Below are 22,876 nucleotides of genomic sequence, written 5' to 3' on the forward strand. Positions count from 1 at the left end.
CCCCTGGTGGGCCTGAGGGACTGGGGGCTAGGGGCTGGGGTGGGCCGTGGCCATCAGGCGTCGGAAGGCGCCGAGGTCGGCGAGGGCCTGGCCGCCGTGGGGGAGCGCGTCCGTGAGGCCGGGGGAGTGGACGACGTAGGCCGCCCACTTGGCCCGGGAGATCGCCACGTTGAGGCGGTTCCGGTTGAGCAGGAACTCCAGACCGCGCGGAGCGTCCGTCGCCGAGGACGCGGCGAGCGTCACGATCGCGACGGCGGCCTCCTGCCCCTGGTACCGATCCACGGTCCCCACCCGCACCTGCGTGAGCCCGACGGCGTCCAGCGCCGTTCGCACGCACGCCACCTGGGCGTTGTACCCGGCCACGACCATCACCTCGGTCATCGGCAGCGGCACGTGAGGCGCGAGCGCGTGCTCGTCGCCACCCGGCGTCCACGCCCGCCCGAGGACGTCCTGCACGATCCGCACGACCTCGTCCGCCTCCTCGGGGCTCGCCGTCGAGCTGCCGCGGTGCGACACCAGCCGTCGGTGCACGCCGGGCGCGATCCCGTCGAGATGGCGCCGCTGCGTCACCACCGGCTGCGGCAGAAGCCGGCCGTCGTAGCTGAGCGCCGAGACGGCGGAGCACAGGTCGGGGTGCAGCCGCCACGTCCGCTCGATGAAGTAGCCGCGGTCGGCGGGCATCGTCGCGGCCCCGCCCGCGATCCAGGACAGGGCGGACGTGTCCACGGCCTCGTCGTGCGACCCCTGCGTCACCTGAGGGAGCTGCTGCGGATCCCCGAGCAGCAGCAGTCGCTGCGACGCGGTCGACGCGGCGAGCGTGTTCGCGAGCGAGAACTGCCCCGCCTCGTCCACGACGAGCAGGTCGAGCTCGCGATCACCGATGCGCTTGCGGTTGGTCAGGTCCCACACGGTGCCGCCGAGCACGCAGCCGTCCTCGGCGTGCTCGGCCAGGAACCGGGCGTAGTCCGGCTTCGGCACGATCGTCCACGGCGGCGGAGCGATGCCGTTCGTCACCGTCGGCAGGTCCTTCGGCATCTTGCCCACGCGGGCCTTCTCGAGCCCGGCCGCGATGACCTCGTCGAGCAGGTTCTCCACGACGGCGTGCGACTGCGCGACGACGCCGATGCGCCAGCCCCGCTCGCGCACGAGGCGCGCGATGACGCGCGCCCCGACGTAGGTCTTGCCGGTCCCCGGCGGTCCCTGGACGGCCAGCGTCGCGGAGTCGAGCCGCGCCGTCGCCTCCGTGATCGCCGCGACGTAGTCGCCGTCGACGACCGGCGGCAGCCCACCGCCACCGGTCAGCCGCGGTCGCCCGCGGCGCAGCAGCTCGACCCCGCAGCGCGGTTCCGCGCCCAGCCGCCCTCGGACCGCACCCGGGTCGACGGCGAGGCGCACGCGCGCGTCGTCGACGTCGTCGCCGTTCTCACGACCGGACGCCGCCGCCACGAGCTCGCCCCCGGTCACGCCGGCGACCTCCTCGGCCAGGTGCTCGAGGACCTCCTCGATCGACCGCGTCGGGATCGGTGGCCCCGGGACGAGCGCGACCGGCGTCGCCGTCAGTCCGTCGGGGCCGAGCGCGAACGGCGCCGGCGCGCCCTCGCGCACCACGACAGCCGCCCGGGTCCCGTCGGCCGAGACCTCCACCTCCTCGACGTTCGCGCGGGTCGTCGCGTAGGCGGCGCCCGACCCGACGACGAGCCCCTCGGCCTCCCGCACCGCGTAGACCAGGAAGCCCTCGCGCAGCCCCTCGGGGGAGCTGCCCGGCCCGAGGTCGCCGGTCAGGCGCAGCGTGCGTGACTGCCGCGTCGATCCCCCGGACCACCCGGTGAGCGTCTCGCAGCCGACCGGGGAGTCGTCGACGACGAGCACGTCCCGCGTCTCGGCCCACCAGTCGAGCGGCAGCGTGAGCCGGTCGAAGTGCGCCCGCCAGACGGGGGCGTCCTCGCGTCGGTGGTAGTCCAGCGCGGCCGCGAGCAGGGCGAGCGCCTGGTCGTCGGCGTCCTCGCGCGGTCCGGGCCCGGCCGCGTCGCGCAGCACCCCGGCCAGCCGCTGGCGCGGCGTCGGCTCGAACGGGTGCGCCTCGTCGAGGATCCCCGCGACGTCGGACTCGCGCACGGGGGCAGCGGCCGCCGCACCTCGCGGGGCTCCACGACCTCGAGCCCCGGCTCTCCCACGGCCTCGGCCGCGTGCCGACCGTGCGCGAGCGAGCGCAGCCACTGCACCAGCCGCCGCGTCGAGACGCAGTCGTAGCGGTTGTAGCTCGCGAGCTCGTCCATCACGTGGGCGAACTCGGCCTCGTCGCCTGCCGCGCGGGCCGCCGTCGCCTCGGCGTAGCGCGCCACCGAGTCGCCGCCGGTCGTGACGCCGTCGAGCTCGCGCAGCTCCTCGCCCATGTAGAGAGGCTCGAGCTTCTTGATCGAGTAGCTGGCCTGCGAGACGGCGACGGCGTTGCGCACCACCGGGAACAGGTCCACCAGGACCCCCTCGCGCGCCAGGGTCAGCACCGCCTCGAGACCCTCGCCGTGACGCTCGGCCAGGCGCTCGAGCGCCACCCGCTCGTAGTTGGCGTAGTGGTAGATGTGCATGTCCGGGTGCAGTGCGCGCCGGGCCCGCACGTAGGACAGGAAGTCCACCAGCGCGGCCTTCTCCTCCGCGCGGTCGTGCGCCCAGAACGTCACGTACCGCTCGGCCTCGTCGCCGTCCGCCGGCTCCTCGATCAGCCCGAACAGGTACTCGAGGCCACCCTCCATGCCGCCGGAGACCGACCACATCGGATCGCCCTCGAAGTCGAAGTAGACGTCCCCCGGCGACGGCTCGGGCAGCGCCCGCAGCGACGCCGGATCCACCACCTCGTAGCGCACCACCGGCTCGATCCCGCGCGCCACCTCGGCCGCGGCACCGTCGGGCGCCGAGCCGTCAGCCCCCACCAGACGCATCCCGGGGCCGGCGACGAGCCCGTGGGCCGCGGCCTCGTCGAGCCGGGCCAGCTGCCCCGCCTGCAGCCGGGCCTGCCGCGTCAGGCGTGCCTGGACCGGCGGCGCGACACGGGGGACCGGGTGCGCCAGCGCGGCGAGATCCGCCACCGTGCGCACCCCGGCCCCCATCAGCCGGGTGCGCTGGACGGCGCGGATCCCGTGCACGAGACGGACGTCGCGGCTGCGCTCGACCTCGGGTCGGCACGCGTCGCACCGCCCGCACGCGCGGCGGCCGAGAGCGACGTCGTCGGGCAGCGCCGCGAGCACCGCCGGCGTCCCCGCGGGGTCGGCCCACTCCTCCCACGCCACCGGCACCCCGGACGCGACGTGCGCGTCGATCAGCGCCTCGACCGTCCGGCGCTCACCGCGGTAGACCTCGAGCAGGTCCTCCAGCAGCTGGTCGCTGCGCTCACCGTTGCCGTGGTGCACGGTCACGCGGTTGGCGACCGGCACGCCGGCCGCGAGCAGCTGGTCGGCGTAGGCCGCCATCTGCAGCAGCGCGCTCGCACGCACGTGGTTGGTCAGCTTGGTGTCGACGACGGCGTAGACCGGGCCCTCGACGCCGTCGCCCCGCCCGCCGAGGACGGGCCGGGGGCCGGCCTCCGCCGTCGCGCCGGCACGCTCCTTGAGCAGGAAGTCGGCGCGGCCGTAGAAGCGGCCGTCGAAGAAGGTCGCCTGGAACACCACGTCCGCGCCGGCCGCGATCGCCGCGAGCGTGGCGTCGCGCGCCGGGACCATGCCGCGCCGAAAGGCCTCGGGCCCCTCGCCGTCGTCCACGATCTCGGCCACCCCGCGCTGCGCGGCGCCGTCGAACGGGCCGAACTCGGCGCGGTAGGCGGCCAGCACCCGCTCCTCGTGCGCGTCACCCATCGTCGCGGCGCGGCGCATCATCGGGTCGGGCTCGACCTCGAGCGCCTCCGCCCGGCCGAGCTTCACGTCCAGCGTCCGCAGCAGCTCGTACGGGCACGCGGCCAGCGTGATGTCGGTCGGTGAGTAGACGACCACGTCGTCGAGCAGGAACATCGCACCCCTTCGGAAGACTGTCCCCCGAGGCTATGCCGACCCACCGACATCGGCCCGTGCGTCAGCCCCTCACGCCACCGTCCGCGCGTGCGCGCGCCGCACCACCGTCGCCAGCGACCCCGACTGCGCGAACCACTCGCGCTGCACCCGGGCCCCGTTGGTCTCCGCGAGGTGCGCGACGCCGTCGCGCACCACCGCGGCGTCGCCCGTCTCCTCGAGCGCCTCGCCCACGTGCTCCAGCAGCTCGGCCACCACCGCCGACGCCGGCAGCGGCCGGAACGTCACGGGCGAGACGAGCTGCTCGGCGATCCCGCTCCGCGCGGCACGCCACCCCATCAGGCGCAGCACCTCCATCCGGACGGGCGACGGCGGCTCCTCCGAGCGCGCCGCCGTCGTCACCAGGGCGCGAGCCAGGCCCGCGAGCGTGACGGCGTGCTCCGCCTCGAGCATCACGTCGCCCACCCGCACCTCGACGGTCGGGTAGCGCGCCGAGAGCCGGGCGTCGAAGTAGACCATCGCCTCGTCGAGGATCGCGCCGCTCGCCACGAGGCCCTCGACCACCGCGTGGTAGGTCGCGGCGTCGCCGAAGAGCTCGGTCGGTCCCGTGCTCGGCCAGCGCCCGAACACCGAGCTGCGGTAGCTCGCGTACCCGGAGTCCTCGCCCTGCCAGTACGGGGAGTTGGCGCTGAGAGCGGTGAGCACGCTGAGCCACGGGCGGATCCGGTCGATCACGCGGACGCCCTCCTCGTCGTCGGCGACCCCCACGTGCACGTGCGTCCCGGAGGTCAGCTGTTCGCGCGCGGACAGCGCCAGGAGCTCCTTGATGCCGTCGTAGCGCTCGTTGGACCGGATCTGCACCGTGACCGGGAGGGGTGAGGTCCCGACGGCGACGATGTCCGCCCCCACCCGCTCGGCCGCCGCCTGCGTGCGACGTCGCGCGGCCCGCAGCTCGACGCCGATGTCGGCCAGCTCGGTGCACACGGGCGTCGAGGTCTCGATCTGCTGCTCGACGAGCTCGCCCTCGATGTCGCCGCCCGGACCGCCGTCCCCCGAGGGACGGTGCCCCTCGACGGCGTCGCCCAGCGCCAGCGCCGCACTCGCCCGGGCCACGGGCGAGCCGTCCGACCCCACGAGCACGTACTCCTCTTCCACACCCACGGTCCGCATCGCCCCAGCGTGCACGAGGTCCACCCGGATCCGGTAGAACGATGTGCGACCACCGGGTCACCCGGCCGCCCCACGCCCGGAGTTCGGCCACCCGACACGTTGCGCGCCGCGGCGCCCTCCGGTCAGGATGCACGTCGTGCCCTCCCCCTCAGACCTTCGCCGCTGGCGCGCCTACCTGGCCGACGAGCGTGCCGAGGCCGCCGTCTACCGCGACCTCGCGAGCCGTCGCGACGGCGAGGAGCGCGCCATCCTGCTCGATCTCGCCGAGGCCGAGAAGCGGCACGAGCAGCACTGGCTCGACCTGCTGGGCGACGACGTCGGCAAGCCGCGCAGGGGCGCGCTGCGGACCCGCTGGCTCGGCTTCCTCGCCCGCCGGTTCGGTTCGGTGTTCGTGCTCGCGCTCGCGCAGCGCGCCGAGGCCCGCGCCGTCTACGCCGACGAGCGCGACGCCACCCCGCAGATGGTCGCCGACGAGCGCATCCACGAGGAGGTCGTCCGCTCGCTGGCCGCGCGCGGTCGCGCCCAGCTCTCCGGCTCGTTCCGGGCCGCCGTCTTCGGCATGAACGACGGCCTCGTCTCCAACCTCGCCCTCGTGCTCGGCATCGGGGCGACCGGGGTGAGCACCGGCGTCGTGCTCGCGACCGGCATCGCCGGCCTCCTCGCCGGCGCGCTCTCGATGGGCGCGGGGGAGTTCGTCTCGGTCCGCAGCCAGCGCGAGCTGCTCGAGGCCTCGACTCCGGACCCGCTCGCCCGCACCGCCTTCCCGCACCTCGACCTCGAGGCCAACGAGCTCGCGCTGGTCTACCGGGCGCGCGGCGAGAGCCACGAGGAGGCGCAGGCGCACGCGCTCCGCTCGATCCGCTCCTACCGGCCCGACCAGGTCCAGCCGCGCCGCAGCGGTGCCGAGTACGAGGAGATCGGCAGCGCCTGGGGGGCCGCGCTCGCGAGCTTCGGCCTGTTCTCGGGCGGCGCGATCATCCCCGTCCTGCCCTACCTGGTCGGTCTCTCCGGCACGACGGCGGTGCTCGTCTCCGCGGGCCTCGTGGGACTCGCGCTGCTGGTCACCGGGGCGATCGTCGGCATCCTGTCCGGCGGTCCGCCGCTGCGCCGGGCGCTGCGCCAGCTCGCGATCGGCTGGGGCGCCGCCGCCGCGACCTACGCCCTCGGCCTGCTCTTCGGTGCGAACGTGGCCTGAGGCCGCGTTCGGCGCAAGGATCGGAGTCGTGGTGACAGAGACAGGTATGGACACGACCCGGTGGTTCTCGACCGGACGACGACGCCCCGCGCCCGCCGTCGCCCTCCTCGCCGCCGCGGCCCTCGCCGTTCCCGCCCTCGCGGCCTGCGGCCAGCGCCTCGACCTGCCGACCGGCGCCGGCGCCGCCTGCGGCGATCCGCTCCCGGCCGCGGACCTCACGCTCGAAGGCCTCGGCGAGGGCGAGATCCTGCTGGTCGAGTCGGCCCTCGGGTTCGAGGAGGTCGTCGTCTACCGCGACGGCCGGGTCGTCGTGGTGGGTGGCGACGAGGCCGCGTGGGAGCGGTCGTTCGAGGACGACGGCGAGGACGGCGACGCCGACGCGTCAGCCGCCGCGCAGCCCAGCTCCGCGCAGCTCAGCGCGGCGCACCTCACCGCGGCGCACCTCACCGCCGCGCAGCCCACGCCCGCCTCCGCCGTCGTCGTCCCGGCGATGGCCTGGACGCCGCACCCCTCCTCGCCCCTCCTCCTGCTCGGTCAGCTGCCCGAGTGCGCGCTGGCGGAGCTCGACGGCCTCGCGGGCGAGCTCCGCGAGATCCTCGACCGCACCGACGGCGACCTCGGGTTCCCCCAGATCACCGACCAGTCGACCAGCGCGTTCGACTACCGCGGCGCGAACGCCCTGACGGCGAGCGCCTACGCGCTCCACGACGACTACGAGGACGGCCTCACGAGCGACGAGCGCACGGGCCGCGACCTGCTCCGCTCGATGGAGGACGTCGTCGCGTGGAACCTGCCCGACGTCGTCGCCGCGACCCCGGAGACCTTCGAGACCTATCCGGACGGCGGGTTCGAGTGCGCACCGCTCACCGGGGCGGCCGAGTTGACCGCCATGCTCGAGGAGTTCGAGCGCACCGGGGAGTCGACGGCCCGCCCCGTCCCTCCGGGGTTCGAGCCCTGCGACTGATCACGACGACGGCTCCACCCGCCACGACCCCGGGGGACGCCGACCCCGCGGAGTAGCGTGGACCCACGTGCCCCGCGTCCTCCTCGACACCCGCCCGCTGCGGGTCTCGCCGGCCTACCGCCGGATGTTCTGGGGACTGGGCGTCTCCCAGATCGGCACGCAGGTCAGCCTCGTCGCCGTCGGGCTCGAGGTCTACCACCTGACCGGTTCGACGTTCTCGGTCGGGCTGCTCGGGATCGCTGCGCTCGTGCCGCTGGTCGTGCTCGGCCTGTACGGCGGGGCGCTCGCGGACGCGTTCGACCGCCGCACGATCGCGCTGGCCTCCGCGTCGGTGATGTTCCTCGCGACGGCGGGGCTCGTGGTCCAGGCCGCGCTCGGCCTCGAGTCCGTCACCCTGCTCTACGCGCTGATCGCGGTCCAGTCGGCCGGGATGGCGGTCAACACCCCGACCCGGATGGCGATCATCCCGCGGCTCATCGGCATCGAGCTGCTCCCGGCCGCCAACGCCCTCGGGGCGCTGACCGGGTCGCTCGGGCTGACGGTCGGGCCGGTGGTGGGGGCGGTGCTGGCGGCCAACGTCGGCTTCGCCTGGACCTATGCGCTCGACCTCGTGCTGTTCAGCTTCGCCCTGTACGCGCTGCTGCGGCTGCCGAGCCTGCCACCGGACCGGGCGCCCGAGGCGGCGCCGGACCCGACGCCCGAGCCGCTCGACCTCGTCACCGACGCCGATCCCGACACCGTCACCCCCGCCGTCGCCCCCGTCCCCGCACGCCGTCGCGTCGGCTTCGCGGCCGTGTGGGAGGGCCTGCAGTTCCTGCGGACCCGCAAGAACGTCCGCATGACCTTCCTCCTGGACATCGTCGCGATGGTGTCCGCGATGCCGCGCGTGCTCTTCCCGGCGGTCGGGGCCGTCATCCTCGGTGGCGGCGAGGCCACGACCGGCAGCCTGACCGCGGCGATCGCGATCGGCTCGGTGCTCGCGAGCGCGCTGTCCGGCGGTCTCACGCGCGTGCGGCGGCAGGGCGTGGCGATCGTCGTCGCGATCTGCGCGTTCGGGGCCTGCACCACGGGGTTCGGCGTCGTCCTCCTGATCGCCGGCCGGACGTCACCGGACTCGGTGCTGCTGCCGCTGCTCATCGTCGGCGGGCTGTGCCTGGTGGGGGCAGGGGCCGCCGACGCCGTCAGCTCCGTCTTCCGCCAGACCGTGCTGCAGTCCGCCACGCCCGACCACCTGCGCGGCCGCCTGCAGGGCGTCTTCATCGTCGTGGTCGCGGGCGGGCCGCGCCTGGGTGACCTGGTGCTCGGGTCCGCCGCCACCTGGTGGGGCGAGGCGCTCGCGGCGGTGGGCGGCGGGATCGTGTGCGTCGCCGTCGTCCTCCTGCTCGCGGGTGCCAACCGCGGATTCCTGCGGTACGACGCCCGCCATCCGGTCGCCTGAGGCGCCGCGTCGCGCCTCACTCCAGCCCGAGCAGCCGCAGCCCCGCCGTCACCCCCGCGCCGAGCAGCACGCTCACCGCGAGCGGCGCGCGCAGCCACGCCGCCGTCAGCGCGCACGCGACGCCGAGCGGGCGCGCCCAGCCGCCGATCTCGTGGCCGTTGTAGATCGCCGTCGTGAGCGCGACGCCCACGAGCAGCGCGACGATCCCGTGGTCGAGCACCCGCTCGGACTCCCTCGCCCGCGGCCCCTCGGTCACGCGGCCGCCCAGCGCGACGCCGACGCGCCGGGTCCCGTAGGTCCCGATCCCCAGCAGCACGACGGCGATCATCACCTCGGTCACGACGTCACCAGCCCGTCGCGGGCGCCGCCCGCGCCGCCAGCGTCGCCGTCGCGCCCCACGAGCAGCACCGCGACCGCCGCGAGCCCGATCACGGGCGCGAGCCCGAGCGGCACGTGCGGCGTCGCCACGAGTGCGATCGCCCCCGCGAGCACCGCGACGGCGACCGTGCTCCCGCTCCGGATCGCGGGCATCGCGAGCGCGCCGAGCAGCGCGGGGAGCACGGCGTCGAGCCCCCAGGCCTCGGGCTCCGGGACCACCTGCCCGAGCGTCGCCCCGACGACGGCGCCGACCGGCCACCCGACCGCGACGCCGATCCCGGTCAGGAAGAAGGTCGTGCGGCGCTCGGCGAGGGTCCGCACCGGGCCGACAGCGGCCCGGGGTCCGCTCGGCGCGGCGGCCAGCGCGACGGTCTCGTCGTTGACCAGGTGCGCCCCGACCCACCGCTGCCAGCCGCGCAGCAGCGGCGAGGCGGCCATGCCGTAGACGACGTTGCGGAGGTTGAGCAGGAGCGAGGCACCCAGCGCGAGCCACGGGCTGGCGCCGACCCCGACCATCCCGACGAACAGCAGCTCGGCGGACCCGGCGAGCACGACGACCGCGAGCAGCACGATCTGCCAGACGACGAACCCGTTCGCCGTCGCCGTCACGCCGTAGGCGACACCGACGAGGGCGACGGCGAGCGTCACCAGCAGCACGCTGCGGCGCAGCTCGCGTGGCACACCTGACCAGAGGGAGGACATGTCGAGGATCGTGGACCCCGACCCGGTCGTTCGTCAAGCCGAACGCTTCGTGCGCTAGCCTGAACGCATGGACGAGCTTCCCGACGACGTCGCGCCCGCGCCGCAGCCCGACATCCGGGCGCTCGTGGCCACCGGGCTGCGCGCCGCCCGGGCCCGCAGCGGCCTCAGCCTGTCGGAGGTCGCGCGCCGCGCCGGCGTCGCGAAGTCCACGCTCTCCGCGCTCGAGGCGGCCCAGGGCAACCCCGGCGTCGAGACGCTCTGGGCCCTGAGCGACGCGTTGGGCGTACCGTTCTCCGCCCTGGTCGACCCGCCGCCGTCGCCCGTCCGCCTCATCCGGGCGGGGGAGGGGCCACGCGTGCCCTCGGGCGACGCCACCAGCTACACCGCGACGCTGCTCGCCGCCTGCCCGCCCGGTGCGCGACGCGACGTCTACCTGATCACGGGAGAGCCGGGCACCCCGCGCCGTTCGGCTCCCCACGCCCACGGCACGCAGGAGCACGTCGTGCTCGCGTCGGGGCGCGCCCTGGTCGGTCCGGCCGAGGCGCCCGTCGAGCTGGCGCCGGGAGACTACCTCGCCTACCCGGGCGACGAGCCGCACGTCTTCGACGCGCTCGTGCCGGGGACGACGGCGGTGCTCCTGTCCGAGCGGGGCTGACCCACCCGACCGGGGCGGCGGTCAGTCGTCGCCGTCGAACAGTCCGCCGTCGAGGAGCCAGTGGTAGCGCAGCCTCAGCGCACGCTCGGAGCTGGCGATGAGCGCCGCGACCGCGAGGGTGATGTTCGCCCAGCCGGCGAGGTGGATCGGGCTGACGAACGTGCCGAGGTGCTCGGCGACCGGAGGGATCCGTGTGATCTGCTCGACCGTCTGCGGGATGCCGAGCGCCAGGGCGACGAGCAGCACCAGCACGCTGACGATGCCGATCGCGCGGCTCAGCCCGGGGCGGTTCTGCTCGAGGCGTGCGCGGCGGCCCTCGGCCGAGGCGGGGTCGGGCACGAGCTGGCGCTCCACGCCGCCGACGCCCACGAAGTGACAGCGCCGCATCCCGAAGCCCGACGCCGCGACCTCGATCACCCCGCCCGGCACGTCGAAGGTGGCGGGGAGCGTGGAGCGGTTGACGTTGACGTCGTCGCGGTACAGCTGGCCGATCACGTCGCCGTTGTCGTCGCCCCACAGGCGCACGTCCACGCTCCAGCGGTGCTCCGTGCCGTCGTCGTCCCGCAGCGGCAGGTGCAGCAGGGCTCGGGAGAGCGGCTGCCACCACCGGTAGCGCTGGAGGGCGTGCCCGTCCCCGGCCTTGACCCGGCGGGCGGCGCGCCGACGCCTGAAGTCGTTGAACATCGCCTCGACCCTAACGCGAGCCTCGTGGGGGGCGGGGGATCAGGCCAGGCGCCGCGGAGCGCCGTCGTCCACGGGCAGGAGGGCCACCTTCTGCCAGATCTTCCGCGACATCCCGGTGGTGAGCGCCTCGATGTCGGAGATCGTGGCGAGCACCGCCGAGTCGGTCGTGCGCTCGGCGTAGAGCGCCGCGGTCTTGCCCACGAGCGAGAGCAGCTCCGAGCAGTAGTCGAGGTAGCCGGCCATCTCGCTCGGCGTCATCGCGTTGTCGACGGTCTCGGCCGTCGGACGGAAGGCGGGGCTGAAGCGCTCGGGGTCCTTGGTGAGCTGGTGCATGTCGATGACGTGCGCGAGCGACCTCATCCTGTGCAGCACGCGCAGCACGCGGGTCCGCTCGACGCGGGTGGGCAGCAGCCAGAGGAACAGGATCGCGATGCCGACGAACACGGCGTCGTTGATCGTGGTCTCCAGTCCGCGCAACCACTCCAGCGTCGGCAGCGCCGGGACCTCCGAGCTCTGCCGCACGAGCTCGACCAGCGCGAGCACCACCACGGCGACCATCAGCAGCACGAGCAGGGCGATCACGATCCGGCAGGCCGTCCGGAGCAGCCGGAGCGGGTCGCGCGCGCGGCTGGCGTCGCGGACGTCGGTGGCCACCACCCGCAGCCGGCCGGCGACGGCGGTGAGGCCGCGCTCGGGGAACCGCGCCGCGATGCGGTGCTCGAGCCGAGTGATCGTGGCGAGCACCGCGTCGGCGTCGAGCCTCTCCTCGCGCACGCTGCCACCTCTCGTCGTCGTGGTGGTGAGCCTAGCCGCGGGCACCGACAGCGCCGCGGGCCCGTCTCACAGCGGCACCACAGGTGCGACCCATCGGCGTCGAAGGCTCCCCCGGTGAGATCGGACCATGATGACGACGCGACCCACCACGCGACCCACCTCACGCACCGCCGCCGGTCGGCTCACCGCCCTCGGCGCCGCCGTCGCGATCGCCCTCGCGGGGTGCGCCCCCGCGACGGGCGACGCGGCCGGCTCGGCGACGGCGAGTCCCGCCGTCGCGACCGGGGAGCCCGGCACCTTCTTCGACGCGAGCACGGTCCACGAGATCGCGATCGACGTCGACGACGCCGCCCTGACCACGATGCTCCAGACCTACCTGGACTCCGGGGACAAGGAGTGGATCACCGCGTCGGTGACGATCGACGGCGAGACGTACGACGGCGTCGGGATCAAGCTCAAGGGCAACTCGACGCTGCGCGGCGTCACCGTCGACACCCCGGCGCAGGACCTGCCGTGGCGGATCCGGCTCGACAAGTTCACGGACGACTCGGACGTCGACGGGTACACCGACCTCGTGGTGCGCGCGAGCTCGTCGGAGACGTCGCTCAACGAGGCGGTCGCGCTCGACCTCCTCGAGGCGGCGGGCCTCGCCTCGGAGCGGGCGGTGGCGACGCGGTTCTCGGTGAACGGGAGCGAGGAGGTCGTGCGGCTGACGCTGCAGAACCTCGACGACACCTGGACGCAGGAGAACTTCGCCGACGGCAGCGCCGACGCGGGGTCCGTCCTCTACAAGGCCGAGGCCGGTGGCGACTACTCCTGGCGCGGCGAGGACGGTGCGGCCTACGCCGAGGCGTTCGAGATCGAGGCGGGGGCCGACGACTACGCGCCGCTGGTCGAGCTGCTGGATCTCGCGAACAACGCGAGCGACGCCGACTTCGCGGCCCAGCTGCCGGAGCTGCTCGACGTCCAGCAGCTCGCCCGCTACCTCGCCTTCGAGGACCTCATCGGGAATTTCGATGACATCAGCGGGCCCGGCAACAACTCCTACCTCTACTGGGACGCCGCCACGGAAGAGTTCACGGTGGTCGCGTGGGACCACAACCTGGCCTTCGGGGTGGCCAACGTGGGCGGCGGTGGCGGAGTGACGGACGGCGGCGGGATGCCGGGTGCCGCGGGTGCGAGGGCGGGCGGGGTGCCGCCCGGGGCGGGCGAGCGTCCGACCGACCTGCCCGACGGCGAGGCGCCCGTCCTGCCCGACGGCGGACTGCCCGACGGCGGACTGCCCGACGGCGGGATGGACGGCGGGAGGGGCGGCATGACCCGGTCCAACCCGCTGGTCGACCGCTTCCTCGCCGACGACGACCTCGCCGCCCTGGTCGACGAGGCCGCCGCCGACCTGCAGGCCGAGCTCGTCGACTCCGGCCTGCTCGAGGACGTCGTCGCCACCTGGTCGTCGGTCCTCACCGACGGAGCGAGCGACCTCGTCCCGGCCGACGTCGTGACCGCCGAGGGCGACGCGATCACGTCCTTCGAGCCCGGCTCGGCCACCGGCCCGGGTGGCGGCGGCCCGGTCGCCGGCGGCGGCCGCCCCGGGGCCGGCTCGGGCGAGCAGCCGGCGGTCCCGAACCGTGAGGACGAGGACGGCGACGCCGCGGCGTCCGCCACCACCTGATCCCCGCCGGGCCGCGGGTCCGCAGGGCCGCCGGGTCGACGGCGGTCACTCCGCCTCGAGCACCGCCATCGCGGCGTTGTGCCCGCCGATCCCGCTGACCGCCCCGCCGCGCACCGCGCCGGAGCCGCACATCAGGATCCGGGAGTGCCGGGTCGCGACGCCCCAGCGCTGCGCCGGGGTGAGGCGGGTGCGTTCGCGCGCACCGCCGTCGCCCTCACCCGCCGGCGCCCGGTCGTCCTCCCGCCACGGCCATGACAGCGGTCCGTGGAAGATGTTCCCGCCCGGCATCCCGACGGAGTTCTCGATGTCGCGCGTGGTCCGCACCTCCAGGCACGGCCGACCGTGCTCGTCGAGCGCCAGCACGTCGGCCAGCGGCTCCGCCAGCACGGAGTCGAGCGAGGCGAGCACGGCCGTCTCCAGCCGGGCGCGCAGCTCGTCGTTGCCGATCGTCTCGACGAGGCGGTCGGGGACGTGGATGCCGAACACCGTGAGCGTCTGGGTCTCGCCGGCCGCGAGCTCGTCGCCGAGGATCGTGCGGTCGCTGAGGGTGTGGCAGTAGATCTCCGCCGGCAGCGGGGAGGGGACCTCGCCGTCGCTCGCCTGGCGGAACGCCTCCTCGAGCTGGGTCGCGAGCTCGTTGACGTGGAACGTGCCGGCGAACGCCGCCGCGGGGTCGACCTCGGTGTCGCGCAGCCGCGGCAGCCGCGTGACGAGCAGGTTGACCTTCACCTGCGCGCCCTCGACGGTGGGCCGCGGGCCGGGCGGGAGGCCGACGGCGGCGTCGAGCAGCTGGTCCAGGACGGCGGGCGCGACGCCGCTGAGCACCACCGACCCACGGACCTCGTGAACGTCGCCGCCACGCAGGTAGCGCACGTCGCCGTCGGGCGTCACGGACAGCACGCGAGCCCCGGTGACCAGCTGCGCGCCGGCCTGCCGCGCGGCGCGCGACAGGGCGCCGGACACCGCGCCCATCCCGCCCACGGGCACGTCCCAGTCCCCGGTCCCGCCGCCGATCACGTGGTACAGGTAGCAGCGGTTGGCGGCCAGGTCGTCGTCGTGAAGACCGGCGAAGGTGCCGATCAGGGCGTCGGTCGCCACGACGCCGCGCACCAGGTCGCTCGTGAAGCGACGCTCGACGGCCTCGCCGATCGGGCGCTCGACGACGTCGTGCCAGGCCTCGCCCGCCCCGGCCGCCCGCGCCGCGTCAGCCACCTGCGACCGCGTGGGCAGCGGCTGCGTCAGCGTCGGGAACAGCACCTCCGCGAGTCGGGCCGTGGCGTCGTACCAGGCGTTCCAGGGCTCGACGTCGGAACCCGCGTCGACGCGCTCGAACGCCCGGACGCGCTCGGCGTCGTCCGCCTCGTTGTCGACCAGCAGCCCGCGCGTGGGGTCGGCCGGGTCGGGCGTGTAGCAGGAGTAGCGACGGCGGACGAGCTCGACGTCGAGCCCGAGGTCGTCGACGATCTGCCGGGGCAGCAGGCTGACGAGGTAGGAGTAGCGGGAGAGGCGAGCGTCCACGCCGTCGAACGCCTGGGCCGAGACGGCGGCACCGCCCAGGTGGTCGGCGGCCTCGAGGAGCAGCACGCGGCGGCCCGCCCGGGCGAGGTAGGCGGCGGCGGTGAGCGCGTTGTGGCCCCCGCCGATGATCACGACGTCGTGGATCTGGGTGGTCATCCTCGGAGGCTAGCGCGCCGCGCGCGGGGCGGGCGAAGTGGCCTCCGTCGGGCGCTACCTGTCGGTGCGGAGCTGCTCGGTGACCAGCCCCGTCAGCGGGATGAGCAGGAAAGCGAGCCACGCGGGGAACGGGACGTGCGCGTTGCTCAGCACGAAGAAGAGGATGAGCGCGACGAAGACGGCGATGGAGGTGAGGAACTTCGCGGTCCTCTGCGTCAGACCGCCACGGGTCTGCGACGGTGGGACGACGGCGTAGGGCCGGTGCTCGTCGCCGGGCGCGGACCCGTAGGCCGGGGTGCCGGTGCCGGTGCCGGTGCCGGTGGCGTACGGCGAGGAGGCCGGGATCGCCGTCGGGTCCGTGACGTGCTCGACGGGGGCGTCCTGGGGTTCACGGTCGTTGCTCGGGAGTCCGCTCATGGGTGTCACCCTGCCGTACCGGTGTGGTCCGCGTCACCCACCGATCGGTGGTCAGCCGCCCGCCGGTGGGCGGATCGTGCGGTGCCCACCGAGGCGGTTGCCGCTCCACGCGACCAGCAGCGCCGCGAGGAAGAAGGCGACGGCGACGGCGAGGCTCCCGATCAGGACGGTGCCGTACCCGCTGGGGCGGGGATCCAGGAACGGGTAGGGGTACCAGTCGACGATCGGACCGCGGACCAACGAGTACACGAGGTAGGCGATCGGCACGGTCATCCACCAGGCGACCATCCGGCGCGTGATCCGGGTGCGAGGCGGCGCGAGGAGCCAGTCGAGGACCATGAGGATCGGGACGATGACGTGCAGGGCGTTGTTGGCGAAGTCGGGAGTCTGGACGTCGACGCCGCGCAGCATCGTGTTGTAGACGATCCCGGTGAGGGCGAGGAACGTCACGGCGGCGCCGCGCACCGCGTCCGGAACCCCCCGCACGAGCGCCACGGCCATGACGATCGCGCCGAAGACGTTCGAGAGGATCGTGAAGTAGGAGTAGTGGTTGGCCGGGGTGAAGGCGTCCCCGGTGACGTCGATGAGGTACACCTCGGCGGCGACGACCAGGACGACCACGAGCGCTCGCACCACGATGCTGGCGATGCGTCGGGCGGGAGCGAGGTGCGTGCGGGGAGAGGCGGCGTCGACCGTGCCTCGGGTGACGCCGTCGGGCGAGGACATGTGCTCAAACTAGGCCAAGCGCCCCGGGTGCACGACCGGAGAGCTCTCCGCGTGCGCCCGGAGCGCCTGGTGGGTCCTGCTGATGGCGCGACGTCTGCCCTCAATGGGTCGGCGTGCGCCGGTCGTTCGGTGTCAGCGCGTGGCGCCGAGCACGTAGAGCGCGGCCGCGGCCGCACCCTCGGGGGTCAGCCGCTGCGTCGAGCGCACGGCGACCTGCGCGCCGGGCGCCTCGCCGACGAGGTCACCGTCGGTGACGACCTCGACGCCCCACGAGCGGGGCGTGTCGAGGCCGTGGCCGCGGGTGGCGTCGACGACGAGGAACAGCCGGCGGCCGTCGTCGAGGAAGGCGATCGGGAGCGGGCGACGCAGCACGCTGGCGGCGTCGGGAAGCTGGCCGGCGAGGATCGCCTCGACCGTGTCGCCGACCGCGAGCGCGGCCGTCTCGGTCTCGTTGCGGCCCTGGCGGGTGGTGGTGTCAGAGATGTGGATCGTGGACATACGGGTACTCCTGCTACTGCGTGTCGTGGCCCGTTCGCCGGGCGGGCGTGCAGCACGCGGATCTCCGGCGCGCGACGCGCTGCCGTGATCTCGCTGGTGCCGGCTGCGGGGGTTTTCACCGCGTCAGAGCCGTATCGCGAACGGGTGAGGAACGTGTCGTCCCTCGGTTGGTGGTGCCTGCGCGTGAGTTCGCGAGCACTCGAGTCACCGACGCCGTGGTCGATGAGCCCGGTCCACCGTACGTTGCAACGGCGGTGCCGTCCAGTTCATTCCCGATCGGAGGCCGCGGGTGGGACCGCGCGGCCGGATCCGCCGTCGCGCGTCCGGCTCCACGCCTCGAAGGTCGTCTGCACGGCGTCGAAGTAGACGGTCTTGGCTCGCGTGTAGTCGTCGAAGTCCGCCTTGCCCACCTCGAGATCGGCGAGCCGGTGCTTGAGGTCCGCATACCGCTCCCGTTCGTCCGGGTGCGCCCGGAGCCAGTCCCGGAAGTCCACGGTGTAGCGGCCCCACGGCGAGTCGAGGCGCCGGACGTGGAGCACGGCGCTCTCGCTCGCGTGGATCCAGAGCGACTTCCGCCACACCTCGTCGCCGACCGGCTCGCCACCGCGCGGGAGATCGCGGTGGACACCCGGCGAGTCCGGTCGCGACCCCTGCGCTCGGGTCCAGCCGAGCGGTGCGAGTCGCGGTGACAGCTCGAGATCGGCCGGGAGGGGCAGGATCCGGAGCTGGAGGTCGAGGAACGGCTTCGCCGCCAGACCGGGGACCGAGGTCGAGCCGATGTGGTCCAGGAGGGCGTGTTCGGTGCCGGGGAGGTCGACGAGGGCGACGCGCAGCTCGTGGAGCAGGTGCTCGGCCCGGGGCGCCCACCGAGGGTCGGGCGGACTGAGCGCGGCGGGGTTGTGGGCGGCGGTCACGGGACCACGCTAGGTGCGACGTCGCGCGGGCGCGGGCGCGCAGCTCACCTCGTTACCCTCGTCGAGTGACCTGGAACCGCCTCTGCACGCTGCTCGACGACGACCCCCAGGTCGGCGAGGCCGTGGCCCTCGCGCTGGCGGCCGCGACCGACGACACCGACACCGACGCCGCCTGGGCCGCGCTGATCGACGCGCTCGACGAGGCCGGCGCCCTGGCCTGCCTCGACCGCGCCGACACGGGCGACCTGCTGGTCGACGCCGTCGCACCGCTCCCTCGTGTCGCCCGCGCCGCCCGCGAGGGCGACGTCGACCTCGGCGCCGTGGTCGACGTCGACGACCTCACCGAGGCGATCGCGCTCGCGAACGCCACGCTCGCCGTCGTCGGCCTCGAGCTGATCGCCCTGGACGAGGAGGACGGCGACGACGACTGCCTGCCGCTGGTCGCCGTCGGGACGGACGACGTCGCCGAGATCACGGCGCTGGTCGAGGCGCTCGGCCACCGTCTGCTGCCGGTCGGCTGACCGGCAGCAGGGACTAGACGACCTCGTCCGACGCCGGCACCGAGGCCGGCGAGACGGGCTCGGCGTGGGTGCCGCGCCAGCGGGCCACGGTCCGCATCAGGTGGTAGATCCCGAGCGCGGCGACCGTGCCGATCGCGATGCCCTCGAACGTGAGCGCGCCGGTGACCCAGGTGAAGTTGGCGATGCCGGCGATCAGGGCGATGGCCGCCGTCGTGAGGTTGACCGGGTCGGAGAAGTCGACCTTGTTCTGGATCCAGATCCGCGCGCCGAGGACGCCGATCATCCCGTACAGCACGGTGCCGGCGCCGCCGATCACGCCGGCGGGGATCGTGGCGATCAGCGCGCCGAACTTCGGGGACATCGACAGCAGCAGCGCGGTCGCCGCGGCGACGTAGTACGCCGCCGTCGAGTAGACGCGCGTGGCCGCCATGACCCCGATGTTCTCCGCGTACGTGGTGGTGCCCGAACCGCCGCCGGCGCCGGCGAGCGTGGTGGCCACGCCGTCGGCGAACAGGGCGCGGCCGGCCATCGGATCGAGGTTCTCGCCCGTCATCGCGGCGACGGACTTCACGTGTCCGATGTTCTCCGCGACGAGCACGAGGACGACGGGGAGGAACAGGCCGAGGACCGCGACGCTGAAGGTCGGCGTCGTGAACGTGGGCAGTCCGAGCAGGCTCGCCTCACGGACGGCGTCGAAGCTGACCTCGCCCCGGATGACGGCGACGGCGTAGCCGACGAGCACGCCGACGAGGATCGACAGGCGGCCGAGGATTCCCTTGAACAGGACGGTGACCAGGGCGATCGCGAGGATCGTGACGACGGCGGTGACCGGCGCGAGCTGGACGTTGTTCCACGCGGCCGGTGCCAGGTTGAACCCGATGAGCGCGACGATCGTGCCCGTCACGACCGGCGGCATCACGGCGTCGATCCACCGGTGCCCGACCCAGTTGACGATCAGGCCGACGACGGCGAGCGCGACGCCCGCGACGACCACGCCTCCCAGCGCACTCGCCATCCCGTCCGCCTGGTTCGCCGCCGCGATCGGCGCGATGAAGGCGAACGACGAGCCGAGGTAGCTGGGCACGCGACCCCGCGTGATCAGCAGGAAGAGGAAGGTGCCGACACCGGAGAAGAACAGCGTCGTGGCCGGCGGCAGGCCGGTGATGAGGGGGACGAGGAACGTCGCGCCGAACATCGCGACGACGTGCTGCATGCCGATCCCGATGGTGCGGGGCCACGAGAGGCGCTCGCCGGGGGAGACGACGGAGCCGGGCGCGATGCGCTTCCCGTCACCGTGCAGGGTCCAGGACAGGAAAGAGGGCATGGGTCATCCAGGGAGTCGGCGCTGAGGAGGGCGCTCGCAGCCTAGTGGTGCGGACGTCAGGGCGTCGGGGGCTTCCGGCCCTCGTCCGGGTCGGACGCCGCGCCGTCCTTCGTCCGCAGCTCGCGCCACACGTACCACCCGCCCCAGGCAAGCGACGGGAGGATCGCGATGACCAGGATGATGATCCACCAGATGGGTTCCACGCCGGACTCCTGCGGTCGAGGGGGAGGGGCTACTGCTGCGGGGGCGGGCCGTAGCCCTGGGGCGGCTGCTGGCCGTAGCCCTGCGGAGGCTGTTGCCCGTATCCCTGGGGCGGCTGCTGGCCGTAGCCCTGCGGAGGCTGTTGCCCGTATCCCTGGGGCGGCTGCTGCCCGTATCCCTGGGGCGGCTGCTGCCCATACCCCTGCGGAGGCTGCTGCCCGAAGCCCTGCGGCTGCTGCGGGTACCCCTGCGGCCCGTACCCCTGCGGCCCCTGCTGCTGCGGGTGCTGCGGCGGCTGACCGCCACCCTTCCCGCGACGCGCCAGGACGACCGCGACGACGGCACCGCCCACGAGCACCACGCCACCGATCGCGACGAACAGCCACACCGGGATGCCGCCGCCACCGCCCTCGGTCGAGGCGACCGCGTGCAGGGCGCCGTCGTAGGTCTTGAGGTCCCACGTCGCGGTGGTCCCCGAGATCTCGGCGCCCTCGGCCTCGAGGATCTCGCCCGGGAACGTGACGGCCATGGTGGCCTCGGTGATCATCGCGCTCGGGTCCATCGACGGCATGTCGGTCGGCATCTCGCCGCCCGACCCCATGGCCGAGGTGAGGGACTCCATGTCGAAGACGATGTTGCCGTCGTCGTCCTTGCTGAACGCGAAGGGCGGGGTCGCGGCGTCGCCGCCGTCGGACGCCGCCTCGCTGAACGTCTCCGCGGTGATGTCCTCGAAGCTCATGACGTACCCGACGTAGGTGTCGTCGTCGATGACCTCGGCCGTGACGCCCTCGGGCAGGTCGGAGGGGATCGTCATGGCCTCGGTCGGGTCCTCGCCCAGGCCCTCGAGCGCGCTGCGCTCGATCGCGAACTCCATCGAGCCGTCGAGGGTGAGGTCCTCGGAGACGGTGATGTCGGTGTTGTACTTCACGCAGCCGCTGAGCAGCAGGAGCGCTCCGGCTCCGACGGCGACCGCCGCAGCGGCGCGACGAGCGCGACGGGCGCGCGGGCGCGACGCGGTCGGGGGGTCGAGCAGGACGGTCGACATGGTGCTCCTCGGGGTGCGGGCTGGCCTGTGACGAGCCACTGTAGGGCGCGCCGGACCCCGCCGGGCGGCTCGGCGTCGGGCAGTTCTCCCCATCCCTCGCGCACTAGGGTCGTGTCCATGACCGCTCCCACGGATCCCACGACCACTGCTGCCTGGGGCGAGCTGACCGCCCTGCGCGCCGACTTCACCCCGGACCTGCGTGGCTGGTTCGACACCGACCCGACGCGCGTCGAGCGCCTCACCCGGACCGTCGGCGACCTCCACGTCGACCTCTCCAAGAACCTGGTCACCGACGAGGTCCTCGCCGCGCTGGTGCGCCTGGCCGAGCAGACCGGCGTGAGCGAGCGCTACGCCGCCATGCTCGCGGGTGAGCACATCAACACGACCGAGGACCGCGCCGTCCTCCACACCGCGCTGCGCCGCCCGGCCGGGGCGACGCCGTCGCTCGCCGTCGACGGCCAGGACGTCGACACCGACGTGCACGAGGTGCTCGACGCCGTGGCCGCCTTCGCCACCCGGGTGCGCGACGGCGAGTGGCTGGGCGTCACCGGCAAGCGCGTCGAGACGGTCGTGAACATCGGCATCGGCGGCTCGGACCTCGGTCCCGTCATGGTCTACGAGGCGCTCAAGCCCTACGCGCAGGCCGGCCTGTCGGCGCGCTTCGTCTCGAACATCGACCCAACCGATCTCGCGCAGAGCGTCGCCGACCTCGACCCCGAGACCACGCTGTTCATCGTCGCGTCGAAGACGTTCACGACCCTCGAGACCCTGACCAACGCGCGGCTCGCGCGCGACTGGCTGTGGGAGAACCTGGCCGCGTCCGGCGCGATCGGTGCCGACGACGACTCCCGCACGTCCGCCGTCGCGCACCACTTCGTCGCCGTCTCCACGGCGCTGGACAAGGTGGAGGCGTTCGGCATCGACCCCGCCAACGCGTTCGGCTTCTGGGACTGGGTCGGCGGCCGCTACTCCGTCGACTCCGCGATCGGGCTGTCGCTGGCGATCACGCTCGGCCCCGACGCTTTCCGCGAGCTGCTCGCGGGTTTCCACACGGTCGACGAGCACGTCCGCAGCACTCCGCTCGAGCACAACGTGCCCGTTCTCATGGGCCTCCTCAACGTCTGGTACACGAACTTCCTCGGTGCCCAGACCCACGCCGTGCTCCCGTACGCGCAGCAGCTGCACCGCTTCGCCGCCTACCTGCAGCAGCTGACGATGGAGTCCAACGGCAAGTCGGTCCGCTGGGACGGTACGCCCGTCACCACGGACACCGGCGAGGTGTTCTGGGGCGAGCCCGGCACGAACGGCCAGCACGCGTTCTACCAGCTCATCCACCAGGGCACGCGCCTGATCCCGGCGGATTTCATCGCCGTCGCGAACCCCGCCTACCCGCTGACGGACGACGGCCGCGACGTGCACGGCCTGTTCCTCGCCAACTTCCTGGCGCAGACCAAGGCGCTCGCGTTCGGCAAGACGGCCGCCGAGGTCGAGGCCGAGGGCACGACCGGGGCGCTCGTGGCGGCTCGCACCTTCAGCGGCAACAAGCCGACGACGTCGATCTTCGCGCCCGCGCTCACCCCGGCGGTGCTGGGGCAGCTCGTCGGGCTGTACGAGCACATCACCTTCACCCAGGGCGTCATCTGGGGCATCAACTCGTTCGACCAGTGGGGCGTGGAGCTCGGCAAGCAGCTCGCGCTGCAGATCGCCCCGGCGATCGAGGGCGACGACGACGCGCTCGCCTCGCAGGACGCCTCGACCCGGGCGCTCATCGCCTACTACCGCGAGCACCGCGGCTGAGGCCGGCGGGGCCGACCCGCGCCAGGCAGGATCGCCGAGACCGATCCGTTGCCGTCGAGACCGATCCTCCGTGGATCGGTCCCGGCGACGACGGGTCGGTCTCGTCGTCTCGTGGGACGCGGAGGCGCTCCC

General features: G+C 74.0%; 22 protein-coding genes. 7 read left to right on the forward strand and 15 right to left on the reverse strand.

Annotated elements, in window-relative coordinates:
• Nucleotides 1-27 precede the first annotated feature (27 nt).
• The 3 genes from C8046_RS13020 to C8046_RS13030 form a co-directional block, all read right to left on the reverse strand.
• Complete coding sequence (locus tag C8046_RS13020; RefSeq protein WP_158277215.1) at nt 28-1,869, reverse strand: DEAD/DEAH box helicase; 1,842 nt, start codon at nt 1,867-1,869, stop codon at nt 28-30.
• Entirely contained in the window at nt 1,779-3,998 is a 2,220-nt protein-coding gene (locus tag C8046_RS13025) for a TM0106 family RecB-like putative nuclease (protein WP_109229820.1), read from the reverse strand. Before C8046_RS13025 ends, C8046_RS13020 begins: the two co-directional genes overlap by 91 nt.
• Before the next feature lie 69 nt (nt 3,999-4,067).
• Nucleotides 4,068-5,165, reverse strand: a complete 1,098-nt coding sequence (locus tag C8046_RS13030; RefSeq protein WP_109230932.1) for a carboxylate-amine ligase — start codon at nt 5,163-5,165, stop codon at nt 4,068-4,070.
• A gap of 127 nt (nt 5,166-5,292) precedes the next feature.
• Here C8046_RS13030 and C8046_RS13035 point away from each other — a divergent pair, with 127 nt between their 5' ends.
• The 3 genes from C8046_RS13035 (at nt 5,293) to C8046_RS13045 (ending at nt 8,762) form a co-directional block, all read left to right on the forward strand.
• Nucleotides 5,293-6,360 carry a VIT1/CCC1 transporter family protein gene (locus C8046_RS13035; protein WP_109229821.1) on the forward strand — a complete coding sequence of 356 codons (1,068 nt, stop codon included), beginning with the start codon at nt 5,293-5,295 and terminating at the stop codon, nt 6,358-6,360.
• Between the two features lie 28 nt (nt 6,361-6,388).
• Nucleotides 6,389-7,324 carry a hypothetical protein gene (locus tag C8046_RS13040; RefSeq protein WP_146197161.1) on the forward strand — a complete coding sequence of 312 codons (936 nt, stop codon included), beginning with the start codon at nt 6,389-6,391 and terminating at the stop codon, nt 7,322-7,324.
• 67 nt (nt 7,325-7,391) lie between these two features.
• Nucleotides 7,392-8,762, forward strand: a complete 1,371-nt coding sequence (locus C8046_RS13045) for an MFS transporter (protein ID WP_109229823.1) — start codon at nt 7,392-7,394, stop codon at nt 8,760-8,762.
• A 16-nt stretch (nt 8,763-8,778) separates the two neighbouring features.
• On the opposite strand, the gene C8046_RS13050 is transcribed toward C8046_RS13045, so the two are convergent.
• Both C8046_RS13050 and C8046_RS13055 read right to left on the reverse strand, forming a co-directional pair.
• Nucleotides 8,779-9,102, reverse strand: a complete 324-nt coding sequence (locus tag C8046_RS13050; protein WP_199224476.1) for an AzlD domain-containing protein — start codon at nt 9,100-9,102, stop codon at nt 8,779-8,781.
• The gene (locus C8046_RS13055) at nt 9,099-9,842 is read right to left on the reverse strand and encodes an AzlC family ABC transporter permease (RefSeq protein ID WP_109229824.1); all 744 of its coding nucleotides are present in this window, start codon (nt 9,840-9,842) and stop codon (nt 9,099-9,101) included. The genes C8046_RS13050 and C8046_RS13055 overlap by 4 nt, the downstream gene beginning before the upstream one ends.
• A gap of 67 nt (nt 9,843-9,909) precedes the next feature.
• Here C8046_RS13055 and C8046_RS13060 point away from each other — a divergent pair, with 67 nt between their 5' ends.
• On the forward strand, nt 9,910-10,497 hold the full coding sequence (locus C8046_RS13060) for a helix-turn-helix domain-containing protein (protein ID WP_109229825.1): 588 nt from the start codon (nt 9,910-9,912) through the stop codon (nt 10,495-10,497).
• Nucleotides 10,498-10,518: 21 nt separating this feature from the next.
• Here C8046_RS13060 and C8046_RS13065 read toward each other — a convergent pair whose 3' ends face one another.
• Complete coding sequence (locus tag C8046_RS13065; RefSeq protein WP_109229826.1) at nt 10,519-11,181, reverse strand: hypothetical protein; 663 nt, start codon at nt 11,179-11,181, stop codon at nt 10,519-10,521.
• A gap of 39 nt (nt 11,182-11,220) precedes the next feature.
• Nucleotides 11,221-11,955 (reverse strand): hypothetical protein, encoded by a 735-nt coding sequence (locus C8046_RS13070; protein WP_235866324.1) that lies wholly within the window; start codon nt 11,953-11,955, stop codon nt 11,221-11,223.
• A gap of 127 nt (nt 11,956-12,082) precedes the next feature.
• On the opposite strand from C8046_RS13070, the gene C8046_RS13075 reads away from it, so the two are divergent.
• The gene (locus C8046_RS13075; protein WP_235866325.1) at nt 12,083-13,627 is read left to right on the forward strand and encodes a CotH kinase family protein; all 1,545 of its coding nucleotides are present in this window, start codon (nt 12,083-12,085) and stop codon (nt 13,625-13,627) included.
• Nucleotides 13,628-13,672: 45 nt separating this feature from the next.
• On the opposite strand, the gene C8046_RS13080 is transcribed toward C8046_RS13075, so the two are convergent.
• The 5 genes from C8046_RS13080 to C8046_RS13100 all read right to left on the reverse strand — a co-directional run bounded on the left by C8046_RS13080 (nt 13,673) and on the right by C8046_RS13100 (nt 17,856).
• Entirely contained in the window at nt 13,673-15,301 is a 1,629-nt protein-coding gene (locus C8046_RS13080) for a phytoene desaturase family protein (protein WP_109229828.1), read from the reverse strand.
• 54 nt (nt 15,302-15,355) lie between these two features.
• Nucleotides 15,356-15,718, reverse strand: a complete 363-nt coding sequence (locus C8046_RS13085) for a hypothetical protein (RefSeq protein ID WP_109229829.1) — start codon at nt 15,716-15,718, stop codon at nt 15,356-15,358.
• Between the two features lie 51 nt (nt 15,719-15,769).
• On the reverse strand, nt 15,770-16,444 hold the full coding sequence (locus C8046_RS13090; protein WP_109229830.1) for a Pr6Pr family membrane protein: 675 nt from the start codon (nt 16,442-16,444) through the stop codon (nt 15,770-15,772).
• A gap of 132 nt (nt 16,445-16,576) precedes the next feature.
• Nucleotides 16,577-16,942 carry a hypothetical protein gene (locus C8046_RS13095; protein ID WP_109229831.1) on the reverse strand — a complete coding sequence of 122 codons (366 nt, stop codon included), beginning with the start codon at nt 16,940-16,942 and terminating at the stop codon, nt 16,577-16,579.
• Nucleotides 16,943-17,208: 266 nt separating this feature from the next.
• Nucleotides 17,209-17,856: a GrpB family protein gene (locus C8046_RS13100; RefSeq protein ID WP_109229832.1), complete on the reverse strand. Its 648-nt coding sequence runs from the start codon at nt 17,854-17,856 to the stop codon at nt 17,209-17,211.
• Between the two features lie 65 nt (nt 17,857-17,921).
• On the opposite strand from C8046_RS13100, the gene C8046_RS18480 reads away from it, so the two are divergent.
• A complete protein-coding gene (locus tag C8046_RS18480) occupies nt 17,922-18,377 on the forward strand; it encodes a DUF6630 family protein (RefSeq protein WP_158277216.1) in 456 nt (151 codons plus the stop codon).
• 13 nt (nt 18,378-18,390) lie between these two features.
• Here the strand turns inward: C8046_RS18480 and C8046_RS13110 are convergent, their stop codons facing one another.
• The 3 genes from C8046_RS13110 to C8046_RS18835 are packed head-to-tail and all read right to left on the reverse strand — an operon-like array spanning nt 18,391 to nt 20,947.
• Nucleotides 18,391-19,701: a uracil-xanthine permease family protein gene (locus tag C8046_RS13110; protein WP_109229833.1), complete on the reverse strand. Its 1,311-nt coding sequence runs from the start codon at nt 19,699-19,701 to the stop codon at nt 18,391-18,393.
• A 56-nt stretch (nt 19,702-19,757) separates the two neighbouring features.
• Entirely contained in the window at nt 19,758-19,904 is a 147-nt protein-coding gene (locus C8046_RS18485; RefSeq protein WP_158277217.1) for a hypothetical protein, read from the reverse strand.
• A 29-nt stretch (nt 19,905-19,933) separates the two neighbouring features.
• Nucleotides 19,934-20,947, reverse strand: a complete 1,014-nt coding sequence (locus C8046_RS18835; protein WP_199224477.1) for an LppM family (lipo)protein — start codon at nt 20,945-20,947, stop codon at nt 19,934-19,936.
• 117 nt (nt 20,948-21,064) lie between these two features.
• On the opposite strand from C8046_RS18835, the gene pgi reads away from it, so the two are divergent.
• A complete protein-coding gene (pgi, locus tag C8046_RS13120) occupies nt 21,065-22,744 on the forward strand; it encodes a glucose-6-phosphate isomerase (RefSeq protein ID WP_109229834.1) in 1,680 nt (559 codons plus the stop codon).
• Nucleotides 22,745-22,876 lie beyond the last annotated feature (132 nt).

The sequence above is a fragment of the Serinibacter arcticus genome, from assembly GCF_003121705.1.
In the GTDB taxonomy this organism is placed as follows: domain Bacteria; phylum Actinomycetota; class Actinomycetes; order Actinomycetales; family Beutenbergiaceae; genus Litorihabitans.

What these genes read in the sequence shown, in the direction of transcription:
- pgi (WP_109229834.1), top strand. Translation starts at nt 21,065, where the DNA reads ATGACCGCTCCCACGGATCCCACGACCACTGCTGCCTGGGGCGAGCTG.
- C8046_RS13025 (WP_109229820.1), bottom strand. Translation starts at nt 3,998, where the DNA reads ATGTTCCTGCTCGACGACGTGGTCGTCTACTCACCGACCGACATCACG.
- C8046_RS13080 (WP_109229828.1), bottom strand. Translation starts at nt 15,301, where the DNA reads ATGACCACCCAGATCCACGACGTCGTGATCATCGGCGGGGGCCACAAC.
- C8046_RS13035 (WP_109229821.1), top strand. Translation starts at nt 5,293, where the DNA reads ATGCACGTCGTGCCCTCCCCCTCAGACCTTCGCCGCTGGCGCGCCTAC.
- C8046_RS13095 (WP_109229831.1), bottom strand. Translation starts at nt 16,942, where the DNA reads ATGTCCACGATCCACATCTCTGACACCACCACCCGCCAGGGCCGCAAC.
- C8046_RS13075 (WP_235866325.1), top strand. Translation starts at nt 12,083, where the DNA reads ATGATGACGACGCGACCCACCACGCGACCCACCTCACGCACCGCCGCC.
- C8046_RS13060 (WP_109229825.1), top strand. Translation starts at nt 9,910, where the DNA reads ATGGACGAGCTTCCCGACGACGTCGCGCCCGCGCCGCAGCCCGACATC.
- C8046_RS13055 (WP_109229824.1), bottom strand. Translation starts at nt 9,842, where the DNA reads ATGTCCTCCCTCTGGTCAGGTGTGCCACGCGAGCTGCGCCGCAGCGTG.
- C8046_RS13110 (WP_109229833.1), bottom strand. Translation starts at nt 19,701, where the DNA reads ATGCCCTCTTTCCTGTCCTGGACCCTGCACGGTGACGGGAAGCGCATC.
- C8046_RS13085 (WP_109229829.1), bottom strand. Translation starts at nt 15,718, where the DNA reads ATGAGCGGACTCCCGAGCAACGACCGTGAACCCCAGGACGCCCCCGTC.
- C8046_RS13065 (WP_109229826.1), bottom strand. Translation starts at nt 11,181, where the DNA reads ATGTTCAACGACTTCAGGCGTCGGCGCGCCGCCCGCCGGGTCAAGGCC.
- C8046_RS13030 (WP_109230932.1), bottom strand. Translation starts at nt 5,165, where the DNA reads ATGCGGACCGTGGGTGTGGAAGAGGAGTACGTGCTCGTGGGGTCGGAC.
- C8046_RS18835 (WP_199224477.1), bottom strand. Translation starts at nt 20,947, where the DNA reads ATGTCGACCGTCCTGCTCGACCCCCCGACCGCGTCGCGCCCGCGCGCC.
- C8046_RS13090 (WP_109229830.1), bottom strand. Translation starts at nt 16,444, where the DNA reads ATGTCCTCGCCCGACGGCGTCACCCGAGGCACGGTCGACGCCGCCTCT.